The 21,990-nt window shown below is 74.3% G+C and carries 23 protein-coding genes; 10 read left to right on the top strand and 13 right to left on the bottom strand.

Translation table 11 applies throughout. The annotated features are described in order from the left end of the window. Nucleotides 1-240, top strand: a 240-nt coding sequence (locus tag AWW66_RS24950; protein ID WP_157527873.1) for a helix-turn-helix domain-containing protein, incomplete at its 5' end; no start/stop codon positions are given. Nucleotides 241-295: 55 nt separating this feature from the next. Here AWW66_RS24950 and AWW66_RS24945 read toward each other — a convergent pair. The 3 genes from AWW66_RS24945 to AWW66_RS24935 all read right to left on the bottom strand — a co-directional run bounded on the left by AWW66_RS24945 (nucleotide 296) and on the right by AWW66_RS24935 (nucleotide 2,374). Then, nucleotides 296-667: a nuclear transport factor 2 family protein gene (locus AWW66_RS24945; RefSeq protein WP_067371085.1), complete on the bottom strand. Its 372-nt coding sequence runs from the start codon at nucleotides 665-667 to the stop codon at nucleotides 296-298. Nucleotides 668-716: 49 nt separating this feature from the next. Then, nucleotides 717-1,346 (bottom strand): hypothetical protein, encoded by a 630-nt coding sequence (locus AWW66_RS24940; RefSeq protein WP_245648475.1) that lies wholly within the window; start codon nucleotides 1,344-1,346, stop codon nucleotides 717-719. Nucleotides 1,347-2,134: 788 nt separating this feature from the next. Then, nucleotides 2,135-2,374: a winged helix-turn-helix domain-containing protein gene (locus tag AWW66_RS24935; RefSeq protein WP_067371082.1), complete on the bottom strand. Its 240-nt coding sequence runs from the start codon at nucleotides 2,372-2,374 to the stop codon at nucleotides 2,135-2,137. Nucleotides 2,375-2,668: 294 nt separating this feature from the next. On the opposite strand from AWW66_RS24935, the gene AWW66_RS24930 reads away from it, so the two are divergent. Both AWW66_RS24930 and AWW66_RS24925 read left to right on the top strand, forming a co-directional pair. Further along, a complete protein-coding gene (locus tag AWW66_RS24930) occupies nucleotides 2,669-2,965 on the top strand; it encodes a DivIVA domain-containing protein (protein ID WP_245648474.1) in 297 nt (98 codons plus the stop codon). Beyond that, nucleotides 2,962-3,282 carry a hypothetical protein gene (locus tag AWW66_RS24925; protein ID WP_067371080.1) on the top strand — a complete coding sequence of 107 codons (321 nt, stop codon included), beginning with the start codon at nucleotides 2,962-2,964 and terminating at the stop codon, nucleotides 3,280-3,282. The genes AWW66_RS24930 and AWW66_RS24925 overlap by 4 nt, the downstream gene beginning before the upstream one ends. A gap of 117 nt (nucleotides 3,283-3,399) precedes the next feature. Here the strand turns inward: AWW66_RS24925 and AWW66_RS24920 are convergent, their stop codons facing one another. Further along, complete coding sequence (locus tag AWW66_RS24920; RefSeq protein ID WP_067371078.1) at nucleotides 3,400-4,281, bottom strand: hypothetical protein; 882 nt, start codon at nucleotides 4,279-4,281, stop codon at nucleotides 3,400-3,402. A gap of 91 nt (nucleotides 4,282-4,372) precedes the next feature. Here AWW66_RS24920 and AWW66_RS24915 point away from each other — a divergent pair, with 91 nt between their 5' ends. From AWW66_RS24915 to AWW66_RS24905, 3 genes are all read left to right on the top strand, one after another. Then, nucleotides 4,373-6,124: a P-loop NTPase fold protein gene (locus AWW66_RS24915; RefSeq protein WP_067371076.1), complete on the top strand. Its 1,752-nt coding sequence runs from the start codon at nucleotides 4,373-4,375 to the stop codon at nucleotides 6,122-6,124. 378 nt (nucleotides 6,125-6,502) lie between these two features. Further along, nucleotides 6,503-7,021, top strand: coding sequence for an NUDIX domain-containing protein (locus AWW66_RS24910; RefSeq protein WP_067371091.1), 519 nt, complete (start codon nucleotides 6,503-6,505; stop codon nucleotides 7,019-7,021). Between the two features lie 39 nt (nucleotides 7,022-7,060). After that, nucleotides 7,061-8,248, top strand: coding sequence for an MFS transporter (locus tag AWW66_RS24905; RefSeq protein ID WP_067371074.1), 1,188 nt, complete (start codon nucleotides 7,061-7,063; stop codon nucleotides 8,246-8,248). A gap of 154 nt (nucleotides 8,249-8,402) precedes the next feature. Here AWW66_RS24905 and AWW66_RS24900 read toward each other — a convergent pair whose 3' ends face one another. Beyond that, nucleotides 8,403-8,816, bottom strand: a complete 414-nt coding sequence (locus tag AWW66_RS24900) for a hypothetical protein (RefSeq protein WP_067371070.1) — start codon at nucleotides 8,814-8,816, stop codon at nucleotides 8,403-8,405. Between the two features lie 211 nt (nucleotides 8,817-9,027). Between AWW66_RS24900 and AWW66_RS24895 the strand changes: the two genes are divergently transcribed. Continuing rightward, complete coding sequence (locus AWW66_RS24895; RefSeq protein ID WP_067371069.1) at nucleotides 9,028-10,602, top strand: FMN-binding glutamate synthase family protein; 1,575 nt, start codon at nucleotides 9,028-9,030, stop codon at nucleotides 10,600-10,602. Between the two features lie 171 nt (nucleotides 10,603-10,773). Here AWW66_RS24895 and AWW66_RS24890 read toward each other — a convergent pair whose 3' ends face one another. Then, entirely contained in the window at nucleotides 10,774-11,649 is an 876-nt protein-coding gene (locus AWW66_RS24890; protein ID WP_067371068.1) for a DMT family transporter, read from the bottom strand. A 263-nt stretch (nucleotides 11,650-11,912) separates the two neighbouring features. On the opposite strand from AWW66_RS24890, the gene AWW66_RS24885 reads away from it, so the two are divergent. Continuing rightward, nucleotides 11,913-12,434, top strand: a complete 522-nt coding sequence (locus AWW66_RS24885) for a DinB family protein (protein WP_067371066.1) — start codon at nucleotides 11,913-11,915, stop codon at nucleotides 12,432-12,434. A gap of 14 nt (nucleotides 12,435-12,448) precedes the next feature. Here the strand turns inward: AWW66_RS24885 and AWW66_RS24880 are convergent, their stop codons facing one another. Next, on the bottom strand, nucleotides 12,449-13,093 hold the full coding sequence (locus AWW66_RS24880) for a GNAT family N-acetyltransferase (protein WP_067371065.1): 645 nt from the start codon (nucleotides 13,091-13,093) through the stop codon (nucleotides 12,449-12,451). 229 nt (nucleotides 13,094-13,322) lie between these two features. On the opposite strand from AWW66_RS24880, the gene AWW66_RS24875 reads away from it, so the two are divergent. Together AWW66_RS24875 and AWW66_RS36110 are read left to right on the top strand one after the other, a co-directional pair. Beyond that, nucleotides 13,323-14,150 carry an MEDS domain-containing protein gene (locus tag AWW66_RS24875; RefSeq protein WP_067371064.1) on the top strand — a complete coding sequence of 276 codons (828 nt, stop codon included), beginning with the start codon at nucleotides 13,323-13,325 and terminating at the stop codon, nucleotides 14,148-14,150. Next, nucleotides 14,147-15,109, top strand: coding sequence for an anti-sigma factor RsbA family regulatory protein (locus AWW66_RS36110; protein WP_067371062.1), 963 nt, complete (start codon nucleotides 14,147-14,149; stop codon nucleotides 15,107-15,109). The genes AWW66_RS24875 and AWW66_RS36110 overlap by 4 nt, the downstream gene beginning before the upstream one ends. A 43-nt stretch (nucleotides 15,110-15,152) precedes the next feature. Here AWW66_RS36110 and AWW66_RS24865 read toward each other — a convergent pair whose 3' ends face one another. The 6 genes from AWW66_RS24865 to AWW66_RS24840 all read right to left on the bottom strand — a co-directional run bounded on the left by AWW66_RS24865 (nucleotide 15,153) and on the right by AWW66_RS24840 (nucleotide 21,911). Further along, a complete protein-coding gene (locus AWW66_RS24865) occupies nucleotides 15,153-15,923 on the bottom strand; it encodes a TetR/AcrR family transcriptional regulator (RefSeq protein ID WP_067371090.1) in 771 nt (256 codons plus the stop codon). Between the two features lie 440 nt (nucleotides 15,924-16,363). Continuing rightward, nucleotides 16,364-17,419 carry an ABC transporter ATP-binding protein gene (locus AWW66_RS24860; RefSeq protein ID WP_067371087.1) on the bottom strand — a complete coding sequence of 352 codons (1,056 nt, stop codon included), beginning with the start codon at nucleotides 17,417-17,419 and terminating at the stop codon, nucleotides 16,364-16,366. Between the two features lie 71 nt (nucleotides 17,420-17,490). After that, complete coding sequence (locus tag AWW66_RS24855) at nucleotides 17,491-18,468, bottom strand: ABC transporter ATP-binding protein (protein ID WP_067371061.1); 978 nt, start codon at nucleotides 18,466-18,468, stop codon at nucleotides 17,491-17,493. Continuing rightward, nucleotides 18,465-19,418, bottom strand: a complete 954-nt coding sequence (locus AWW66_RS24850) for an ABC transporter permease (protein ID WP_245648473.1) — start codon at nucleotides 19,416-19,418, stop codon at nucleotides 18,465-18,467. The genes AWW66_RS24855 and AWW66_RS24850 overlap by 4 nt, the downstream gene beginning before the upstream one ends. Beyond that, nucleotides 19,415-20,359: an ABC transporter permease gene (locus tag AWW66_RS24845; protein WP_067371060.1), complete on the bottom strand. Its 945-nt coding sequence runs from the start codon at nucleotides 20,357-20,359 to the stop codon at nucleotides 19,415-19,417. The genes AWW66_RS24850 and AWW66_RS24845 overlap by 4 nt, the downstream gene beginning before the upstream one ends. A gap of 19 nt (nucleotides 20,360-20,378) precedes the next feature. Beyond that, nucleotides 20,379-21,911 (bottom strand): ABC transporter substrate-binding protein, encoded by a 1,533-nt coding sequence (locus tag AWW66_RS24840; protein ID WP_067371059.1) that lies wholly within the window; start codon nucleotides 21,909-21,911, stop codon nucleotides 20,379-20,381. Nucleotides 21,912-21,990 lie beyond the last annotated feature (79 nt).

The following is a 21,990-nucleotide window of genomic DNA, read 5'->3' as shown; positions in this document are numbered from 1 at the left end:
GCCGGGGCCGACGGCGCGGTGGCGGTCGGGGCCCGACCCGGCGGCGCGGCGGCCGGGGCGGGAGCCGCGCCCGTGCCGGCGGCGAGCCGGCGGCGCAGCGGGCGACCCCGGGCGATGAGCACCGAGCAGATCGCCACGGCCCGCCGGATGTACGCCGCCGGTTCGCACTCGGTGGAGACCATCGCCGCCACGCTCGGGGTCTCCCGGGCCACCGTCTACCGGCACCTCGACGACCAGTGAGACGATTTTTGCGACACTTGTGAGATGGTTTTGCGACACCGGGAAGCCCCGGCGGTCAGCGGGGAGCGGTCGACTCCACCGTGTAGTGGATGGTCTGCGCCACGATCCAGCCGTCCTCGATGACGAACGAGTCGGCCCCGTCACGGACCCGCGCCCCGTCGGCCTCCGCCGTCCACTCCAGGAACGCGAACCGCCCCTCGACCAGGACCTTCGTGTACGTGAACCGACCGCCGGGCAACTCCTCCCCCAGCCAGCGGGCCAACTCCTGCGCCCCGGCCCGCCCCCGGAACACACCCCGGCGTTCCAGGATCACGCACTCCGGGGAGAGGTTACGCTCGATGTCCTCGGCGAACCGGTGCTCGGTGGACAGCCGCAGATGCTCCTGGAACACCTCGGCCGCCGACCGTGACCGCAGATCCTCGGGCATGTCACCCCTCCCGGACGCCGACTGCCCCCATCATCGCGCCCGACCCCCGTCACCGTCCCGGCATCGCCGGATCCGCGGCTTCCGTCGACGCGACCTCGACGGTCTCCGTCGGCACCGACGACGTCCCGGGCGCGTCGAGCCAGCCGTGGCGCCGGTCCGCCAGCCAGTCGGACTGCGTGACCGAGCCACCCCGCACCCCGAGGTCGCCCCGGGCCGCCCGGTAGAAGTCGTCCCGCCCCTGGTCAGCCCGGCGCACCAGGTCGGCGACGACGACGGGCGGGCCGGGCAGCCCCCGGGCGACCCGTTCGATCTCCCACACCGCGTCCCGCCAGGTACGCGCGGCCGACACCGTGGCGGCGTCGCCCAGCAACAGCAGGCTCTCCCAGGCCAGGGTGTGCCGCACATCCGCGTCGGCGAGCCGGGTCAGCCCCTCCTCCCGGTCGATGCGGTGCCCCCGGGACGCCGGCCGCTCGGCCGCGATCATCCGCAGCGACACGGCGTGGATCTCCTTGACCACCCGGCTGAACTCGACACAGACCTCCAGCCGCCGCTCGTCCCAGCGGACGCGTTGACTGCGACGCCACCGGCTCCGGTCGGCCAGCGAGGTCGCGAGAATCGTGCCGAGCGTCCCGACCAGCACACCGATCAACGCGGGCAGTTGCGCAAGAAGGACACTCACGGCGTTCAGCCTGCCACCCCGCGACAACCGGGGACGCATCGAGATCGACAGCTGATCGCGTGACGACCCGGCGCGTCGGCGTCCACATCGGCGGTGAAGGTTTCCACATCCACAGCCGAGAATCGTCCACGAACACTTCCCTGCCTCGGTGGAGAGCCGCGCGGTCATCGGGCTCCCCCCCCCTCGACGGCTCCGGTGAGATCGTCGGTCCGCCGGATCACGGAACACCGTCACCCTGGACGACGCCGACGACCAGCACCGCGACGGTGGCCACCATCAGCGCCACCACCAGGCCAGCCACCACGAGCAGGCCCGAGTGGGCCGGCTTCGCACGACCACTCAGGCGGCAGTGGTGTGCTACCGGGCGTGGACGTGGTCTCACACATGGGGCAGCTCGACAGGGGACTCGTCGGCAATCGCCCCGGCAGCGGCCGGCCCGGCCGTTGTTGCCGCCGTCGGGTTCACTGACCGGCCACACCGCCGTGAGAGATCGCGCGACCGGACGGGTGCGCGTGGGTGCCAGGGGAGCCGGGGCCCTGCGCGTGATGTCTGCGAGGAACCCGGCGAGGAGGGCCCACGTGCCTGTCGAGCTGAATCGTTGACGACATCACCCGGCAGCCGGCGTTCCGGGTGATCGCTGCACAGGCGACGCCGACACGCCGTCCCCACCGGGGCATCCCCACTACCTGGGCCGGCGGCCTGACCGCCCGACGGGGTGAGTCGTTGACGACATCAGCTCGACAGGCGCTTGAGGGGTGCTGCGGTGGAGGGCGCCCGCCAAGCCCCTGTCAGGGCTCGCGCATCCACAGCCGAGGGTCGTTCACGAACACCCCCTTGCCCTGATGCCGCCGGATCACCCGTAACGCTTCGAGTCGGACGTAGGCCATCTGGATGGTCGTCGTGCCCACCGAGTTGTCCAAAGCCAACTGAGCGATCGAGGGCAACCTGTCCCCCGGCTTGAGCTTGTTGGCGTGGACCGCTGAGACGACGTCGTCGGCGATACGGATGTAGTCAGGTGTCGTGGGCATGGCACTCCTCGCGTGGCATGCCGATTTGATCACGAAACGCCCACACGAGACAACACTGCGTGTTTGACATACACGTCTAAGCCGTTAGTGTTGCCGGGAGTCGTCCTCGCGTGGCAACGGGTTCGCCTCGTACCCCGCTGGTCGGGGCGGGTGTGTGTCCGTCCCGGCCGTCAGGGCTGGCTTCGTGGTCGTACCGCCGGATGGGCTGCGACGACGGAGCCGGCGGGGCCGCCCGCAGCCGGCGGCGGACGGCCCCGCCACCACCCCAATCCCCCTGCTGCGGAAAGGATCGTCGTGACCCAGGTGTACCGCTCGGGCCAGCCCTGCGGGGCCGGTCATCCGCACCACCTGACCCCGCACGAGGTGCGGACCTGGCAGTTCGACCCGCGTCGGCGCGGGGTCGACGCCGATCAGGTACACCGGTTCCAGACCAGGGTGGCCGACGAGTTGACCATCCTGCACGAGGAGGTACGCCTGCTTCACCAGGAGAACGACCGGTTGGGGCGGGCCCTGCGCGACTGGCAGATCATGCACGCCCGGGAGTGCCGCCCGCCGGAGGAGTCCACCCCGCCGAACCGGGGCCACTGGTGAGCTACCGGCCCTCCCCGGGCGACCTGCTGACCGTCGACGGGCGGGCCTCGGTGCAGTTCGCCGGGGCCCGCGCCCTCACCCTCCGCGTCGTGTCGGTCTCCGACTATCCGACCTACCACGGCTGGATCTGGCTCACCGGATACGTCGTCGACCGTCGTGGCCTGGCCACCGCGAAACGCGAGATCTTCGTCCAGCTCGCCGGCCTGCGACCGGCCCTGCCGCCGACCCCGCCCCCGGCCCGGGTCACCCGCCGTCGGGCCACCGGTACGCCGCCCGCGACGTCGGCTCGACCGTCCCGCGCAGGGACGAGGAGCTGAGTTGTCCCCGGTGACGATCAGCTATGGACGTGACGCTGTTCCGGAACGGCCCGACACGTGTCGGCGGGCCGTTCCGGAATGGGTGCGACGGGACCAGCGGAATCCACCCGGCCCGGCTCAGCGGGCGGAGGCCAGGTCGCCGCAGTCGGTCTCGTCGGGCAGCAGCGGGCGCAGGTGGACCGTCCAGCTCTTGCCGCCGGAGGTCCACGGGGTGGCCTGGGACGCGCTCGCGGCAGCGTCCAGCACCTGCTGCACCGCCGTCCCGGTGACCGTCACACAGGTCAGGTTCTCGACGGTGCCGAGGGCCGCGCCGGGCAGGGCGGGGCCGGGCCAGGCCACCTCGGGCTGCTTCAAGCCGTCGCCCGGGTCGACCCAGGGCTCGACGATGGCGGCGATGGCCGTCGGCGTGTACGGCTTGGTGGCCGGGGCCGCCGCCTGGTCGGTCACCGCCGTCGGGACTCCCAGCGACTCGGCGAAGCCGCGCAGCTTGTCGCGGGCCGCCCGCTGGTCGGCGGTCAACCCGGTGTCCGCGTCGGCCGCCTCGGCGAGGGCGTACACCTCGGTCTCCTCGGTGCCGGTGGCACCGCGCAGGGTGAACCGGGTCGAGGGGGCGTCCGCCACCGGCGGCTGGCCGAGGTCTGCGGCGCTACCCACGCCGGCCGCGCGGGCCCGGTCCACCAGCTTCGCCACCTCCTCGGCGCTGAGCGTCGCCACCTGGAGGTTCGGCAGGGCCGGGCCCGGATAGATCATGGTCGTCGACCCCTGGGTGATCACCCGACCGTCGCCGTAGACGCTGACGGTGGGCAGCCGGCCGGCCAGCATCGCCGGGGTCACGAAGCCGCCGGTGTGGTCGACGCGGAGCACCACGGCGTCGGCCGGGTACGAGGTCTCACCCGAGCCGGTGTCGCTGGCCGACTCGTTCTGCTGGGCGCAGGCCGCCGTGAGCAGGAGCAGCGGCAGGACCACCGCCGCCGCGCGTACGCCTGAGAGAGTTGTCATGCCCCTGTGACGCGCCCCGACCCCGAACCGTTCCCGCACCACGACGCCACCCGGGACAGCGGAACGTGTATCGGATCGGTACGGTGTGTGCATGTCGGTGGTGGACGAACGTTTCACTCTGCTCAACGACATGCCACCGGAGGGTCCCGACGCCGATTTGCTCGGCACCGGGCCGGTCGCGGCCGGGCTTGCCGACCTGGTGCACTCCTCGCGCGGCAACACCCCGTTCGTGCTGGCGGTGGACGGTGCGTGGGGCACCGGCAAAAGCACTCTGATGGGGCAGCTCTCCGTCGAGTTGGCGCGGCGTCCCGACGTGGAGGTGGTGTGGTTCAACGCCTGGACGGCCAGCGGGGTCAGCGCGCTGACCGGGATGCTGACGCTCGTTCTCGGCCGGTTGGACCGCAACGTGGTACGCCGGTCGTTCCGCCGACTCAACAGCGGCGGCCTGCTCACCGGAACGGTCCGGCTGGGGCTCAGCGCGGTGGCCGGGTTCTTCCGCGTCGACCGGGCGATCGACGAGCTGTGGGACCGGATGGCGGTGGACGCCCGTGCCCGGGAGGACGCCCGACGGCTGGTGCAGGACGCGGTGACGTCGTGGGTGGACGACCAGCACGGGAGGCCCCGGCGGACGATCGCGGTCTTCGTTGACGACCTGGACCGGTGCGACGAGGCCACCACCGTCGAGATCTTCGAGGTGATCAAGCTCTATCTCGACCTGCCGGGGATCGCCTTCGTCCTGGGGTGCGACCTGGCCGTCCTGTCCAGTATGCGGGTGCCCGGGGTGGAGGAGACAGCGCAGGTACGCCACTACCTGGAGAAGATCGTCCAGGTCACGTACCAGATCCCGCCGCCCGAGGAGGCGGCGGTGCGGGCGACGATCCGGGGCTACGCCGAGCGGTCGGGCACCACCGACCTCCTGACCGACGCGACGACGGCGCTGATCGGCCGGCAGACCGGCGGCAACCCCCGCCGCGTCAAGCGGCTGATCAACAGCTTCGTCACGGAGTACCGCATCGACCCGGGGTGGCGGGACGTCGGCGCCGAGGCCCTGATGCGGGCGGTGCTCCTGCAACACCTGTACCCGGAGTGCTACCGGGCGATCCGCGCCGGCACCGGGGACACCGTCGGCGACCTGCTCGACTACCGGTGGATCCGGGAGTCGCGGTGGCAGCGCCCCGGCGACGTCGACCTCGGTTGCCCGGGCCTGGCCCCCTTCCTGGAGCGATACGGCCTCTCGCCCGACGATCCGGAGGTGCTGGCCCGGCTCGACGAGCGGGTGCCCGACGGGTGGTCGACCCTCGCCGACAACGCCGACCTGGCGGCACTGCTGACCGACCTCGGCGGCCCCACCGACCGGTTGCGGCTCCAGCAGCGGTTGCGCCGCCGGCCGCTGCGCACCGCCCCCGCCCCGGAGGCCGCCGCCCGGGTCCGGCTCGACGGCGTCCGGTTGCTGTGGATCGACGACACGCCGGTCAACAACGAGCCGGTGCTCGACTCCCTCACCGCCCGGGGTGCACAGATCCGCACCGCCGGCACCGGGGCACAGGCCCTCGATCTGCTGCGGCACTTCGCCCCGAACCTGCTCGTCTCCGACGTCACCCGCGACGGCACCGAGGTCGGCTTCGACGACCTGCGTGCGATCCGGTCCGCCGGGTACACCGGTCCCGCGCTGTTCCACTCCGGCTGGGTCACCCCCGAACGGCGGACACTGGCCGAGGCCGCCGGCGCCAACGGGATCACCAGCTCGGTCGACGACCTGATCGACTGGGTGGAGCGCCACGCCACCGCCCGGTCCCGGCCCGGTAGCGAACGGTCCGGGGGCGACCCACCCACCTGGGGGTAGATCGGGCTCGGGACGAGCCGACCAAGCCCCACCTCGTGACATCGCGGACCGGCACAGCTCATGGGCCGGGGGGTTGCTTCGACAGCAACATGTTCAGCCGCCACCTGAGCAGGCCGCGCCCGGCCGGGACGCCCGCCGTCCGCACGGGGCCGGTGCCGGCGTCGGGCGACGTACCTGACAGTCCTGTCGAGGTGATGTCGCAAACGAATCAGGCAATCCCGCACGCACCCAGCGGCGGTCGCTGACGCCGCCCACCCCGGCAAGCGGCCGAGCACCTTGACGGGCAGCAGGCGAGGCCCCGAGGTGAACAGGGGGCGTCCCGGCGCCGGGGCGTGCGCGGGTGCCCGTGACGGGGAGCGAGCGGGTAGGGTGCGCGGCGTGGCCGGCGTACTGCACTCGCACTGTTCGTACTGTGGCATCAGCTACCCGACGGAGGCCGGCTGGCCCCGGGTCTGCGGGGGCTGCGGCGAGACAGTGTGGCGCAACCCGCTGCCGGTCGCGGTGGCCGTGCTGCCGGTGCGTACCGACGCCGGGCTCGGCGTGGTGGTGGTGCGCCGGGACATCGAGCCGGCCCGGGGTCTGCTCGCCCTGCCCGGCGGTTTCATCGAGTACGGCGAGGAGTGGTCGGCGGCGCTGGTCCGCGAGCTGCGGGAGGAGACCGGGCTGGTCGCCGCCGCCGAGCAGGCACAACTGTTCGCGGTGCACGGCGCGCCGGCCGGCGGCACCATCATGATCTTCGGTACGTTGCCCGAGCGGCCCGCCGCCGAGCTGCCGCCCTCCGCGCCGACGGAGGAGGCCACCGAGTGGCTGGTGGTCACCGAGCCGACCGACCTGGCCTTCTCCACCCACACCCGGGTCCTCGCCGAGTTCCTCGCCGCGCACCGCGACGGCCACTGACCGGCTCGGCCCGCTCGGCCCACGAAGGAGGGATCGATCATGTGGTGGTCCGGTGACGGCGGACGGCGGCTGGTGGTCCTGCTGGCGTTGGCGGCGTCCGCGTTCGCCTTCAACACCACCGAGAACCTGCCGATCGGCCTGCTCCCCCTGATCGCCGCCGACCTGGCGGTCACCGTGCCGGCGGTCGGCCTGCTGGTGGGCGGGTACGGGCTGACCGTCGCCCTGGTCTCGCTGCCGCTGGCCCACGTCACCCGGCACGTACCCCGCCGGTACCTGCTCACCGGGGTGCTGGCGGTGCTCGTCCTGGCCACCGCGCTGTCGGTCGCCACCACGTCGTACCCGGTGCTGCTCGCCGCCCGGGTCGCCACCGCACTGGCCCAGGCCCTGTTCTGGGCGGTCACCGCGCCCGTCGCGGTCGGCCTGTTCCGGCCGGCGGTCCGGGGCCGGGTGGTCGCGGTGATGTCGGTCGGCGGGTCGCTGGCCACCGTGCTCGGCGTACCGGCCGGCACCTGGCTGGGCGAGCAGGCCGGCTGGCGGGCCCCGTTCCTCGGGTTGGCGGTGCTGGCGCTCGTCGTGCTGGTGCTGGTCGCCGCGCTGCTGCCCACCTCGGCGCCGGAGCAGAGCCACGGTACCCGCGCCACCGCCCCGCACGCCGGCCGGTTCGCCGCCGTCCTGCTCGTGACGGCGGTCTCGGTGACCGGCATGTTCACCGGCTTCACCTACGTGGCCGAGTTCCTCACCCAGGTCGCGGGCTTCGCCGCCGGCACGGTCGGCGGGCTGCTCTTCGTCTTCGGCGCGGCCGGCCTGGTGGGTGTGGCCGTGGTCGGACAGCTCCTCGACCGGTTCCCCCGGGGCACGCTGGTGTGCACCGTCGCCGGGCAGGCGGTGGCCCTGCTCGGGCTCTGGCGGTTCGCCACCGAGCGGCCGGTGGTGGTCGTTCTGTTGGCGCTGCTCGGCGCCACCGCCGTACCGGTCTTCCTGGCCACCCAGGCCCGGATCCTGCACGTCACGCCGGGCCGGACCGAGCTGGGGTTCGCCGCGAACTCGGCGACGTTCAACGTGGGCATCGCGGCCGGCGCCCTGCTCGGCGGGGTGGCCCTGCCGGCTGGGGGGCCACGGGGCGCCCTCCTCGCCGGGGGGCTGCTGACGGTGCTGGCGGCGGCGGTGAGTCTCGGCGACGCGGCGCGAGCCGGCCGGGACACCACCCACCGGCCGGTCCCCGCCTGAACCACGCACCGCGCCCCGAGCGGCACCAGCAGCCCGCCCGGCGGCACCGGCACGGGCCGCCCGGAGGCACGGCACGACTCTGCCGCCCCGCACGACGGTGGGTCACACCAGTGGGTCACCCGCCATCGACCGGGCCTTCGCGAGGCTGGATGGGTCAATCCCGGAGCAGGTCGGCGTGGGCGGCGCGGAGCCGGTCGAGCGCCGGGTCGGCGCCCGGGGCGGATCGGCGGTCCAGCTCGGCCCAGGCTGCGGCGAGGGCGTCGGTGACCGCCCGTAGCTCGGCGGCGTGCCGGCGGGCGCTCTGCTGGTGCGCGGCGTCCAAGCGGCGGGCCCAGCCGGCGGTGACCGTGGCGATCCGCTCGGCGTCGGCGCGGGCCTGGGCCAGGCTGCGCGCGGCACCGGCCGGGACGATCGCGGCCACCGGGCGGGTGTCCCGGTCGCGGGTGACGACGGTGACGGTGTCGGTCAACTCGGCCATGGCGACGAGCTGGGTCAGCCGGGTGCGGGCCTCCCGCAGCGGCAGGGCGCGTGGCTGACCGGCGTCGTGGGGTAGGGCGGGGGCAACCATGAGCCCATGGTGCGCCGGGGGTACGACATTTCAGCGGCACCATTGTCGATACGTCCTGGCACCGGCCGTTCCGCCGCCCTGCGGACCGGCGGGGGGACCGTCCGGTCCGGTGCCCCGAGCCGGTGGGCCGCAGCCCGGACAGGGGCCGTGAGCTGGGCGGTCGGTGACGCCACCCGTGCAGGTCACGGGAATCCCAGGGAGGATGGCCGGCATGAAGTGGGTCAACCGTGCCATCCCCGTCGCCGTCGCCGCTCTGGCCGGGCTCGCCGCCCGTGACCTGCTCCAACGGGACCGGGCCCTGCTGCGCACCTATCCGGTGATCGGCCGGGCCCGGTACCTGCTGGAGTCGATCGGGCCGGAACTGCGGCAGTACATCGTCGCCGGCAACGACGAGGAACGACCGTTCACCCGGGACCAGCGGCGCTGGGTGTACGCCTCGGCCAAACAGGAGAACAACTACTTCGGCTTCGGCACCGACAACGACGTCGAGCACACCTCCGGGTACCCGGTCATCCTGCACAAGACGTTCGGCCGGACGGTGCCGCCGTCCGCGCCGTCGTCCGGCCAGGACGTGCGGCTGCCCTGCGCGAAGGTGCTCGGTGCGGCGCGGGGCCGGGCCCGCGCGTTCCGGCCCGCCTCGGTGGTGAACATCGCCGGGATGAGTTTCGGCTCGCTCTCCGGGCCGGCGGTGGCGGCGCTCAACCGGGGCGCGGCGCTGGCGGGCTGCCTGCACAACACCGGCGAGGGCGGCCTGTCGCCGTACCACCGGCGGGGCGGGGAGCTGGTCTTCCAGCTCGGTACCGCCTACTTCGGGTGCCGCGACGAGCGGGGGCGGTTCAGCCTGGACCGGCTCAAGGAGGTGGTGGCCGGCGCCCCGGTCCGGGCGCTGGAGGTGAAGCTGAGCCAGGGCGCCAAGCCCAGCCTCGGTGGGCTGCTGCCGGGCTCGAAGGTGTCGGCGGAGATCGCCGAGACCCGGGGCATCCCGGTGGGGCAGGACTGTGTCAGCCCGTCGCGGCACGCCGAGTTCTCCGACTGCGACAGCCTGCTGGACTGGGTGGAACTGCTCGCCGCCGAGACCGGGCTGCCGGTGGGGATCAAGTCGGCCGTCGGGGACCTGGGCTTCTGGGTGGAGTTGGCCGACCTGATGCGCGACACCGGCCGGGGCGTGGACTTCGTGACGGTCGACGGCGGCGAGGGCGGTACCGGCGCCGCGCCGCTGATCTTCTCCGACTCGGTGTCGCTGCCGTTCCAGCAGGGCTTCGCCCGGGTGTACCGGACCTTCGCCGAGCGGGGGCTGCACGAGGACATGGTCTTCGTCGGCTCCGGCAAGCTGGGCCTGCCGGACAACGCGGTGGTCGCCTTCGCGCTCGGCTGCGACATGGTCTCCGTGGGCCGGGAGGCGATGCTGGCGATCGGCTGCATCCAGGCCCAGCAGTGCCACGCCGACACCTGCCCGACCGGGGTGGCCACCCAGAACCGCTGGCTGGTCCGGGGGCTGGACCCGGCGTCGAAGGCGGTCCGGGCGGCGAACTACCTGCGGACCCTGCGCCGGGACCTGGTCAAGGTCGCCGAGGCGTGCGGGGTGGAGCACCCCGGCCTGATCGGCACGGACGCGGTGGAGGTGCTCGACGGCCGGACCTCGGCCACCCCGCTGCGGGAGGTGTACGGCTACCGCCCGGAGTGGGGCCTGCCGTCGGCGGCCGACCAGGCCGAGATCGTCCGGTTGATGGCCGGCACCGCGCCCCAGGGCGGCAGCGCCGAGCCCTCCCCCACCGCGATCGGCTGAGGCCCGGCGGCACGGGTGGTGACCCGCACCCGACCCCGGCCCTGGCCCCGCGCCTGGTCCGCGCCGGCGACGGAGCCGGGGCCGGGACCAGGGCCGGGATCAGGGCCGAGGCCGGGATCAGGGCCGAGGCCGGGATCAGGGCCGAGGCCGGGATCAGGGCCGGGAGCGGGATCAGGGCCGGATCAGCAGGGCCACCGCGGTCAGCAGCAACGCCGCGCCGACGGCCACCCCGGTGCTCAGCGCCTCGCCGAACAGGGCCACCCCGAGCAGCGTCGCCACCACCGGTTCGAGCAGCACGATCACGGCGGCGGTGGCCGCCGGGACGGTCCGCAGCCCGGCGAAGTACCACCGGTAGGCCAACAGGGTCGGCACCACGCCGAGGAAGAGCAGCCAGCCGAGCACCGGCACGAGGTCGCCGGTCTGCGGCCGGACCCCCTCGACGAGGGCGAACGGCGCCAGCACCAGCAGCCCGGCGCAGAAGGACGGCAGGGTGCCGCCACCCCCGCCCCCGCTGGTCCGGCCGTACAGGGTGACCGCGCTGTACCCGAGGGCGGACACCAGCGCCGCCGCGACGCCGACCGGGTCGACGGCGCCCGCGCCGACCGGGTCGCCGACGAGCAGACCGAGCCCGGCGAACGCGACGGCGAGGGCGAGCCCGCCGCGCCGGTCGAGCCGTTCACCGAGCAGCAGACCGGCGCCGACGGCGACGAACACCGGGCCGGCCCCGAGCGTGATCAGGGTGCTCAGGGCCAGGCCGGCCCGGTCCACCGCGACGTAGTACGCGCCGTAGTAGACGGCCATCCCGATTCCCGTGGTCACCGCCGACCGCCGGGACGCGGTGGCCGGGCCGGCGACCGGGCGGACGGCCTGGACGGCGGTGAGCAGGGCGGTGGCGATCACCATCCGCCAGAACGACACGGCCATCGGACCGAGGTCGCCGGAGCGGAACAGGGCCGCCGCGACGGCGCCGCCGACGCCCCAGGCGAGCGCGGCGGCCGAGACGAGCAGAAGATCGCGCCGGTGCGGCGCGCGGGTACGCACAACCATGTGACAACTCGGTGATGGAAGCCGGAAGGAAGCTGGTCCGCGAGACGGCGGGCGGCATCCATCGCCCGGAGGGGGTCATCCCCCACCGGGTCGGTGTCGTCAGAGTCGGCCGCCCGCTAGCGGGCGGGCGGCGAGAGGTTCCGGTGCCACATGACCCGTACCCTAACCAACGCCCCGCCGGGCCTGGGGGCAGCGCCGGCCCCGGCGTACCCGCCGCAGGAAAACGGGCTGACGGTGCGCGGCGGGCGTGGCATGGTCACCCGGTGCCCGACACCCGACTCGCCCTGCTGCGCTGGCAGTTCGACCTGACCTGGTCGCTGTTCGAGTACCACCTGGACCGGTTGACGGCGGAGGACTTCCGCTGGGAACCGGTCGCCCACTGCTGGACGCTGCGGCCGACCCCGGACGGTGGCTGGGCGCCGGACTGGGCGGACACCGAGCCGGACCCGGTGCCGGTGCCCACCGTCGCCTGGCTGACCTGGCACATCGGCTGGTGGTGGGGCGTCGCCCAGGACCACCTGCGGCGGCGTCCGCCGCGCGGGCGTACCGAGGTCGGCTGGCCCGGCGACGGGGCGCCGGCGGTGGCGTGGCTGCGCGACCTGCGCGGGCAGTGGCTGGCCCTGCTCGACGGTCTGACCGACGCCGACCTGGACGCCCCCGCCCCGTTCCCGTGGCCCGAGCCCACCGACCTGACCGTCGCCCACACGCTGGCCTGGGTGACCGCGGAGCTGATGAAGAACGCCGCCGAGATCGGCCAGCTCCGGCTGGTCCGCGCCGCCCGCTGACCGGCCCCACCCGGCTACGGGGCGAGCGGCGCCGTGGAGCGGACCAGGTAGAGCGTCGAGCGGTCCGGGCCGAGCAGCGGGTCGCCGGCGGGCAGGGGCGCCTCGGTGAAGCCGAGCCGCTCGTAGAACCGGCGGGCGCCGGTGTTGCCGGCGGCCATCCCGAGGTGCACCGCGGGCACCCCGGCGGCGCGCAGCCCGGCGAGGAACCGGGCCATCAACCGGCGGCCGAGGCCCCGGCCCTGCCAGTCGGGCAGCAGGTCGATGTGCAGGTGCGCCGGGTACGCGGCGAGCGCCGGCACCAGTCGGCCCTCCGGGTGGTGGTGCACGGCGAGCAGCACGTCCTCCGGGGTGACCGGCGGGTCAGCCGGTGGCGGGTACCGCCCGGCCACCCGGGGGATCCACTCCGCCCGGTACCGGCGGACGAAGGTGGGGGTGTCCGCGGTGCCCACGACGTACCCGACGGCGCGGCCGGTGCCGTCGTCGAGGATGTGGGCGTGCTCCGGCTCCAGCGTCACGTACGGGGCGGCGTACACGTCGCCCATGAGCAGGTCGGAGGCGTACTGGCCGCGGGCGTCGCCACCGGCGTCGGCGGTCCGGACGCAGATGTCGTAGACCGCGGCCAGGTCGGTCGGGGCGTAGGGACGGACGACGGGTTCCACGGCACCTGCCTCGTCGGGTGGGACGGCCGGTCCACCGTACCCACCGCGCCGCCCCGGTTCCGCCCCGCACCACCGTCGGCCCACTGGCCCTCGACAGTGGACGCGCGGGCGGGACACCGGCCGGCATGGGGCGTCCGCCGGGACGGATTCACGGACCGTGATCGGCGGCACCCGCGAGCGTCGCCGGTGCCGGGAACCGGCTTACACTGTCCGGCGTGGGAGGGCGGGTGTGATCGACCAGGCACGGGCAGACCAGGCGTACGGGCACGTGTGCTGGTCGTCCGACGATCCGGCGGCCTTCGACTCGCGGGCCCGGGAGTTCGTCGACGAGGGCCTGGCCGCCGGGGAGCGGGTCTGGTACGTCACCGCCGGTGACCCCACGGGACGGGCCGCCCCGCGCCGGCCGCTCGCCGGCCTGCCGGCGGACGCGCCGCCCGGGGCGGTGCAGGTGGTCGCGCTGGCGCAGACGTACCGCCGCGGCCCCCGGGTCGACCCGTCCGCCCAGGTGGACGCGTACGCGTCGGTGACGGAGGCGGCGCTGGCCGCCGGGTACACCGGGCTGCGGGTGGTCGCCGACGTGACCCCGCTGGTACGGACCCCCGCCCAGCTCGACGCCTTCGCCCGGTACGAGCACCTGGTCGACCGGTACATGCGGGCCCGGCCGATGTCCGCGCTGTGCGCCTACGACCGCCGGGAGCTCGGTGACCGGGCCGTGGCCGAGCTGGCCTGCCTGCACCCGGAGACCAACGCGCCGGTGCTGTTCCGGTTGTTCGCCGCCGACCCGGGCCGGGCCTACGCGCTCACCGGCGAGCTGGACCCGTCCAACCACGAGCTGTTCCGTCAGGCGCTGTCCCGGGTCGACCCGCCGGGGCCGGACGGCCGGTTGGTGCTGCGGGCCGCCGGGTTGCGCTACATCGACCACCGCTGCCTGCTCCACCTCGACGACCATGCCCGCCGGCACGGGCTGACCGTGGAGCTGCGGACCGCCGGGACGGCCGCCGCCCACCTGGTCGAGCTGCTGGGGCTGTCCCGGGTCCGGGTGGCGGGGGCCCGATGAGGACGGGTGCGGCGGCGGGGCACCAGGGTTGCTACCACGAGGCGGTCTGCTACGGCTCGGACGAGGAGTTGCTCGCCGTCGTGCGGCCGTTCCTGCTCGACGGGGTGAGCGCGGGTGAGCCGACGATGGTCGCCCTGGGCGAGCGCACCGCCGCGCTGGTCCGGGCCGTCCTGCCCGGGAACGTGCCGGTGAGCTTCCTCGCCCCGGTCGCCCCGGACACCCGGCCCACCGTCGCGATCCGCGCCTACCGGCGGATCCTCGACACGCTCGTGGCCGACGGCGCCCGGCAGATCCGGGTCCTCGGGGAGCTGCACCCGATGGCCTTCGGCGCCACCTGGGACTGGTGGGCCCGGTACGAGGCGGCGATGAACCGCGTGTACGACGAGTATCCGTTGTGGAGCGTGTGCGCGTACGACCTGCGCGCCACCCCGGCGGCGGTGCTGGCGGACGTGGCGCGGACCCATCCCCGGCTGGTCACCGTCGGCGGGCGGCGGCTGCCGAGTCCCGGCTACCGCGACCCGGTGGAGTACCTCGCCGAGCCCCGGTTGGCGCCGGTCGACCCGTTGCAGCTCACCCCGCCGGTGGTCGAGCTGCTCGACCCGACGCCGGTGCAGGCCCGCGCGGCGGTCTCCGCCGCCGACGACGGTCGGCTCCCGGTCGACGCCGTCGAGGACCTGGTGATGGCGGTCAGCGAGGCGGTGACCAACGCGCTGCGGCACGGCCGTCCACCGGTGTTCCTGAGGCTCTGGGTGGGCGTCGACCGCACCGTGGTGACGGTCAGCGACGGCGGCAGCGGACCACTCGACCCGTTCGCCGGGCTGGTGCCGCCCGCCGGGGACGCGCCCGGTGGGCTCGGTCTGTGGATCACCCACCAGTCCTGCAGCCACGTGACCATGGAGCGGGCGGCGGGCGCGTTCACGCTGCGGCTGACCGCCGGGAACCCGCACTTCCTCGACTGAGCGGCCGGTTCACGGGCCGCAGGGCGTGCCGGACCACGGGCCGTCAGGGCGTGCCGGCGGCCCGGTCGGCGATCACCACCGCGATCCCGTCGAGCACCCGCTGAAGGCCGAACTCGAAGGCGTGCGCCGGGTGGTAGGCCGCGCCGTGGGCCTGTCCGGCGGCGGTGCCGACCCGGGCGGCCGTCGGGAAGCTGCCCCCGGTGGCGAACAGTTCCAGCCAGGGGGCGTGCGCCCGCCACCACTGGTCCTCGGTCAGCCCGGTGTCCCGTTCCAGGTCGACCTGGTCCAGGGCGGCGCGGGCGGCGCTCCTGACGTGGCCGAGCACGAGGGTGAGGACGCTGTCCATCTCCAGGTCGGTCAGGCCGATGCCGTCGACCGCGCCGAGTTCGTAGTCGTACTTGGCCAGCAGGTTGGGGCCGAGCACGGGTCGGCTCGTCTCGGCCCGCAGCAGCCACGGGTGCCGGCGGTACAGCGCCCAGTTCTCCCGGGCGACCTGCTCCAGCCGGGCCCGCCAGCCGGTCAGGTCCGCCGGCCGGGCGGTCTCCCCGTACACCGTGTCGATCATGACGGTGAGCAGTTCGGTCTTGCCGGGGACGTAGGTGTAGACGGACATCGTGGCCACCCCGAGCGCCTCGCTCACCCGTCGCATGGTGAGCGCGTCGATCCCCTCGGCGTCGGCGATCTCGATGCCCTGCCGGACGATCCGGTCGACGCTCAGGGCGGGGCCGCCACCCCGGCTGACCGGTTCCCGGGTCCGCCACAGCAGCGCCAGGCTGCGGGCCGGGTCGACGCTGGGTCTGCGGTCACCGGGCATGGCCCCATCCTGCCCGGTGCCCCCGCCGGTCCGCCGGCCGGGCACCACCGCGCCGGTCGTGGCCGGCCGGCGCGGTCCCGCCGTCGCCACCCCCGCACCCTGCCGGCCGCGCTGGTCGCCCAGGGCAGCTCCGTGCTCTACATGCTCAACCAGGTGGGCGCGGCGTTCGGGGTCGCGCTCGTCGCGCTGCTCGCGCAGACCGCCCCGGACCCGCTGGCCGGGCTGCACCGCGTCTTCTGGTGCGTGGCCGCCATGAACCTGGTGGTCCTGGCCACCGTCCCGCTGCTGCCGGGTCGCCCCGACCCCGGAGCCGGAGCCGGAGCCGACCCAGCCGGCGTGCGCGACGGCCTCGTCGCGGGCGGCCCGGTGCCGGGGCACCGGCCCGGTCGCGGACGGCCCGGTGCCGGGACACCGGTGGGCCTGCGGACCGGACCGGTGGCTCAGGTACCGGCGGGGTGCGGGCCCGGCTCGGCCGGGCGGGGGACCGGCGGGTCGGCGCGCATCGCCGGGACGGCCTCGCCCACGTACCGGCAGGCGGCGAGGTGACCGGGGCCGACCTCGACCGGCACCGGGTCCTGCTCGGCGCAGTCCGGGCGGGCCTGGGGGCAGCGGGTGCGGAACCGGCAGCCGCTGGGCGGATCGGCCGGGCTGGGCACGTCGCCGCCGAGGATGATCCGCCGCCGGTGGCGCTCCACGGCCGGATCGGCCACCGGGATCGCCGACAGCAGCGCGGCCGTGTACGGGTGCGCCGGCTCCCGGTAGAGCTGGGCGGGGGTGCCGGTCTCCACGATCCGGCCCAGGTACATCACCGCGACCCGGTCGCTCATGTGCTCGACGGCGGCCAGGTCGTGCGCGATGAACAGGTACGTCAGGGTCAGTTCCCGCTGGAGCCGGCGCAACAGGTTCATGATCTGCGCCTGGACGCTGAGGTCCAGGGAGGCGATCGGCTCGTCGAGGACGATCAGGTCCGGCTCGCCGGCCAGGGCGCGGGCGATGCCGACCCGCTGGCGTTGCCCGCCGGAGAGCTCGTGCGGATGCCGCCCGGCCAGCTCGGCCCGCAGGCCGACCAGGTCGAGCAGCTCCGCGACCCGGCGGCGACGGGCCGGCGCGGAGTCGACCAGCCCGTGCACGATCAGCGGCTCGGCGATGCTCGCCCCGACCGTCAGCCGGGGGTCCAGGGAGGCCTGTGGGTCCTGGAAGACCATCGCCACCCGCCGGCGCAGGGCCCGCAGCCGGCGGCGGGACCAGCCGGTGACGTCCTCGCCGGCCACCCGGATCGTGCCGCCGGTCGGGTCGACCAGGCGCAGCAGGGCCAGCCCGGTGGTGGACTTGCCGCTGCCGGACTCGCCCACCAGGCCGAGGGTCTCCCCGCGCCGGACGGTCAGGGAGACCCCGTCGACGGCACGTACCGGCGGGCCGCCCCGGGCCGGGAACCACACCCGCAGGTCGTCGAGTTCGGCGACGCTCTCCGCCGCCCCGGCCGGGGGTCCGGGCACCGCCGCGCCAGTCGGCTGGTGCGGCGTCGTCGCGCCCGGCCGGACGCCGCCGGTCGTCGCGTCGCCGCCGGTCACCGTGCCTCCCGGGCCGGGTAGAAGGTCCGGACCCGGTGCCCCGGGGCCACCTCGGTCAGCGGGGGCAGCTCGTCGGCGCAGCGGGCGTCGCCACGCACCGGGCAGCGCGGCCAGAAGGCGCAGCCGGCGGGGAGGTCCAACGGGTTGGGTGGCGAGCCGTCGATGGCGGGCAGGTCGCCGCCGGCGTGCGCCGGGTCGGGTCGGGCCGCCAGCAACGCCCGGGTGTACGGGTGCCCCGGCGCGGCGAAGACCGCGTCCACCGGACCCTGCTCGACGATCCGCCCGCCGTACATCACCGCCACCGTGTCGGCGACCCCGGCGACCACGCCGAGGTCGTGGGTGATCCAGACGACCGCCGTCCCGAGGCGGCGTTGCAGGTCGGCGACGAGCTCGACGATCTGCGCCTGGGTGGTGACGTCCAGCGCGGTGGTCGGCTCGTCGGCGATCAGCAGGTCCGGCTCGCAGGCCAGCGCCATGGCGATCACCGCCCGCTGCCGCATCCCGCCGGAGAACTGGTGCGGGTAGGCGTCGACCCGCTGCGCCGGTGACGGGATGCCGACCAGGTCGAGCAGTTCCACCGCCCGGTCCCGGGCCTGCCGGCGGGTCATCCCCAGGTGCTCCTCGCAGCCCTCGGCGACCTGCCGGCCGACGGTCAGCACCGGGTTCAGCGAGGTCATCGGGTCCTGGAAGACGAAACCGACGTGCCGGCCGCGCAGTCGCCGACGCCGCTGCGGCGACACCGCGGTCAACTCCTCGCCGAGCAGCCGGACCCGGCCGGTGACCCGGGCCGTGCGGGGGGCCAGGCCGGTCGCGGCGAGCACGCTCATGCTCTTGCCGCTGCCGGACTCGCCGACCAGGGCGAAGGTCTGCCCCGCCGCCACCGACCAGTCCACCCCCGCGACCGCGCGGGCCGCGCCCCGGCGGGTGCCCAGGGTCACCGTCAGCTCCTCGATGGCGAGCACCTCCCGGGTCACGACGTGCTCCTTCGCGCTTCGCTGACGGTGAGTTGACGCGGGTCCAGCACGTCCCGCAGGGCGTCGCCGACCAGGTTGAAGGCGAGCACGGTGAGGAAGATCGCCGCGCCCGGGAAGAACCCCAGCCACCAGGCGTCGGTGACGAACCCCCGCCCGTCGTAGAGCATCCGCCCCCAGGCCGGGGCGGGCGGCTGGACGCCGAGGCCGAGGAAGGACAGCGCCGCCTCGGAGAGGATGGCGAACGCCAGGGAGAGCGAGGTCTGCACGATCAGCGGGGCGGCGATGTTCGGCAGCACGTGCCGGCGCATGATCCGCAGGTCCGAGGCGCCGATGGAGATCGCCGCCCGGACGAAGACCTGCTCGCGGACGGAGAGCACGCCGGCCCGGGTCACCCGGGCGAAGATCGGGGTGTAGACCACGCCGATCGCCACCATCGCGGTGAGCAGCCCGGGGCCGAGCACCGCCACGATCGCCACGGCCAGCAGCAGCACCGGGAACGCGAAGAGCACATCCATGGCGCGCATCAGCACGGCGTCCGCCCAGCCCCGGTAGTAGCCGGCGAGCAGGCCGACGGTCACCCCGACGGCCAGGGCGATGCCCACGCTGACCAGCCCCACCTGCAACGAGACCCGGGCGGCGACCAGCACCCGGCTGAGCACGTCCCGGCCCAGTTCGTCGGTGCCGAAGGGGTGCTCCCCGCTCGGCGGCTGGAGCATCCGGTCGACGTCGACGTCATTGACGCCGGCCGGGGCCAGCCACGACCCGGCCACCCCGACCACCACCAGCAGGAGCAGCACCACCGTGCCGGCGACCGCGGGCGGGTCCCGCCACAACGCCGCCAGGGCCCGCCGCAGGCCGCCGTCGCCCCCGCCCGGCCCGACCGGCTCCGCCCCGGTGTCGGGTGCCGGCTGCACCCGGGCCGGCGTCCCGCCCGGCTCCCGGCGGCTCATCGGAGGGTGATCCTCGGGTCGAGGCGGGCGTAGAGGATGTCCACCAGCAGGTTCACCAGCAGGAAGAGGCTGGCCACGAAGAGCACCGCGCCCTGCAGCACCGGGTAGTCCCGGGCCTGGACGGCGTCGTAGGTGAGCCGGCCGATTCCCGGCCAGGCGAACAGCACCTCGATCACGATCACCCCACCGATCAGGCTCGCCACCTGCACCGCGACCACGGTCACCACCGGGATCAGGGCGTTGCGCAGCACGTGCCGCAGCACCACCACCCGGCCTCGCAGCCCCTTGGCCTCGGCGGTACGGACGTAGTCCTCGGCGAGCACCTCCAGCACCGACGAGCGGATGAACCGGGTCAGGATCGAGGCGGTGACCAGCCCCACCGCCGCGGCCGGCAGGATCACGTGCGAGGCCCAGCGGGCCGGGTCCTCGGTCAACGCCACGTACCCCGACGGGGGCAGCCAGCCCAGCACCCCGGCGAAGAGCAGGATCGCCATGATCCCCATCCAGAAGTCCGGGACCGAGACCCCGAACTGGCTGAACACCCGGGCGGCGTGGTCGACCAGCGAGCCGCTGCGCACGGCCGAGACGATGCCGAGCGGGACGGCGACCAGCAGGGCCAGCAGCACCGCGGTCACCGCCAGGGAGAGCGTGGCGGGCAGCCGTTCCAGCACGATCGTGGTGACCGGTTGCCCGCTGCGGAAGCTGACCCCCAGGTCACCGGTGAGCGCGTGCCCCACGTAGCTGAGGTACTGCGCCAGCAGCGGCCGGTCCAGCCCGGACCGCTCCCGCAGCGCGTCGTACGTCTCCTGGTCGAAGCGGGTGCCCAGGGCCACCCGGACCGGGTCGCCGGGGACCAGTTGCAGCAGCAGGAAGACGACGAGCGTCACCCCGAGCAGGACGACGGCGGACTGGAGCAGCCGCCGCAGGACGAACCGAGCCACCTGTCCTCCCCCGCCGGCCTCAGCGGGCCAGGCCCACGTCGCGGAACCGGATCGCCCGGTCGGTACGGACCTGGTACCCGGTGACCTGCTTCGACCAGCCCTGCACCACGTCGGGGTTGTACAGGTAGATGTAGCTGGCGTCGTCGACGATCTGCTTGGCCGCCTGCTCGTACGTCTGCTTGCGGGCCGCCTCGTCGGTCTGGGTACGCCCCTGGTCGAGCAGCCGGTCCACGGCCGGGTTGCTGTACTTGTGGAAGTTGAACGGCCCCCCGGTGCGGTGCTGGGCGTAGTAGAACTCGTCCGGGTCGATGTTGCCGAGCCAGCCGAGCATGAACGCGTCGAAGGTGCCCTTGCCCTGCTCGTCGAGCCACTGGGCGAAGTCCAGCGTGCGGATCGTGACGTCGATGCCGACCTCGCCGAGCTGGGAGGCGATGACCTGGGCGGCGGTGACCGTCTCCGGGTACTCGCTGGTCACCATCAGGTCCATGGTCAGGTCGCTGACACCGGCCTGGTCGAGCAGTTGGCGGGCCTGGTTCACGTCGTGCCGGTACGGCGCGTACTCGTAGTACCACTTGCTGCCGCTGGGGACGGCGGTCTGGTTCACCGTGGCCTGGCCGAACTTCGCCGCCTTGGTGATCGCCTCCCGGTCCAGGGCGAACGCGACCGCCCGGCGCACCGCCGGGTCGCGGTAGGGCGCGCGGGCCTGGTTGAGCGCGAGGTACCAGTAGTCGGTCGAGGCGGTGGAGCTGACCGTGAGGTCCCCGCTCCCGGTGAGCTGCGGCACCTGCTGCGGGGGCAGGTTGTCGGTCCACTGGACCTCGCCGCCGCGCAGGTTCTGCAGGGCCACGGTGGGGTCGGAGACGAAGGTGAAGGTGACGCCGTCCAGTTTGGGCCTGCCGGCCCAGTAGTGCTCGTTGCGGACCAGCTTGATGCTGTCGCCGGAGGTGTAGCTCGCCACCGCGAACGGCCCGGTGCCGATCGGCCTGGTGGTGATCTCACCGGAGTCCACGTTGGCCTTCTTGACGATCGCCACACCCTTGAAGCCGCCGAGGTTGGCCAGCAGGTTCGGGGTGGGCGCGGAAAGTTTGACCACCACCGTCGCCGGGTCGGGGGCGGCCACCGACTCGACGGTCTCGAACTTGTACGCCGCGTTGAGCTTCTCGTCGACGATCCGCTTGTACGAGTAGACGACGTCCTCGGCGGTCAGCGGCGAGCCGTCGGAGAACCTGACCCCCTCGCGGAGGGTGAAGGTCCAGGTGAGCTGGTCGTCGCTGGTGGTCCACGAGGTGGCCAGGGCCGGCCCCATCGTCAGGTCGGCGTCCGGCTCGACGAGCGTGTCGTAGACGTTCTCCAGCACCTGGAAGCTGTGGTAGGCGGAGGTGCGGTGCGGGTCGAGCTGGTCCGGCTCGCCGCCGATGGCGGCGACGAGGACCCCGCCGCTGCCGGCGGTGGACCCACCCCCGTCGACGTCGACGCTCTCCCCCGCGCTGCACCCGGCGAGCCCGACGAGGGAGAGCGCCACGACCGCGGCGGCCACTCTGGATCTGGTCACGGACTCGGTCCCTCCGTCGCCGGGCGGTGAAGACAGCGATTCTGATGTGCAAGTGGGGCAATGTCAACAAAAGAGATCA

This window comes from Micromonospora rosaria (genome assembly GCF_001567585.1).
GTDB classification, from domain to species: Bacteria; Actinomycetota; Actinomycetes; order Mycobacteriales; family Micromonosporaceae; genus Micromonospora; species Micromonospora rosaria.
This window is presented reverse-complemented; position numbering and strand designations above follow the sequence as displayed.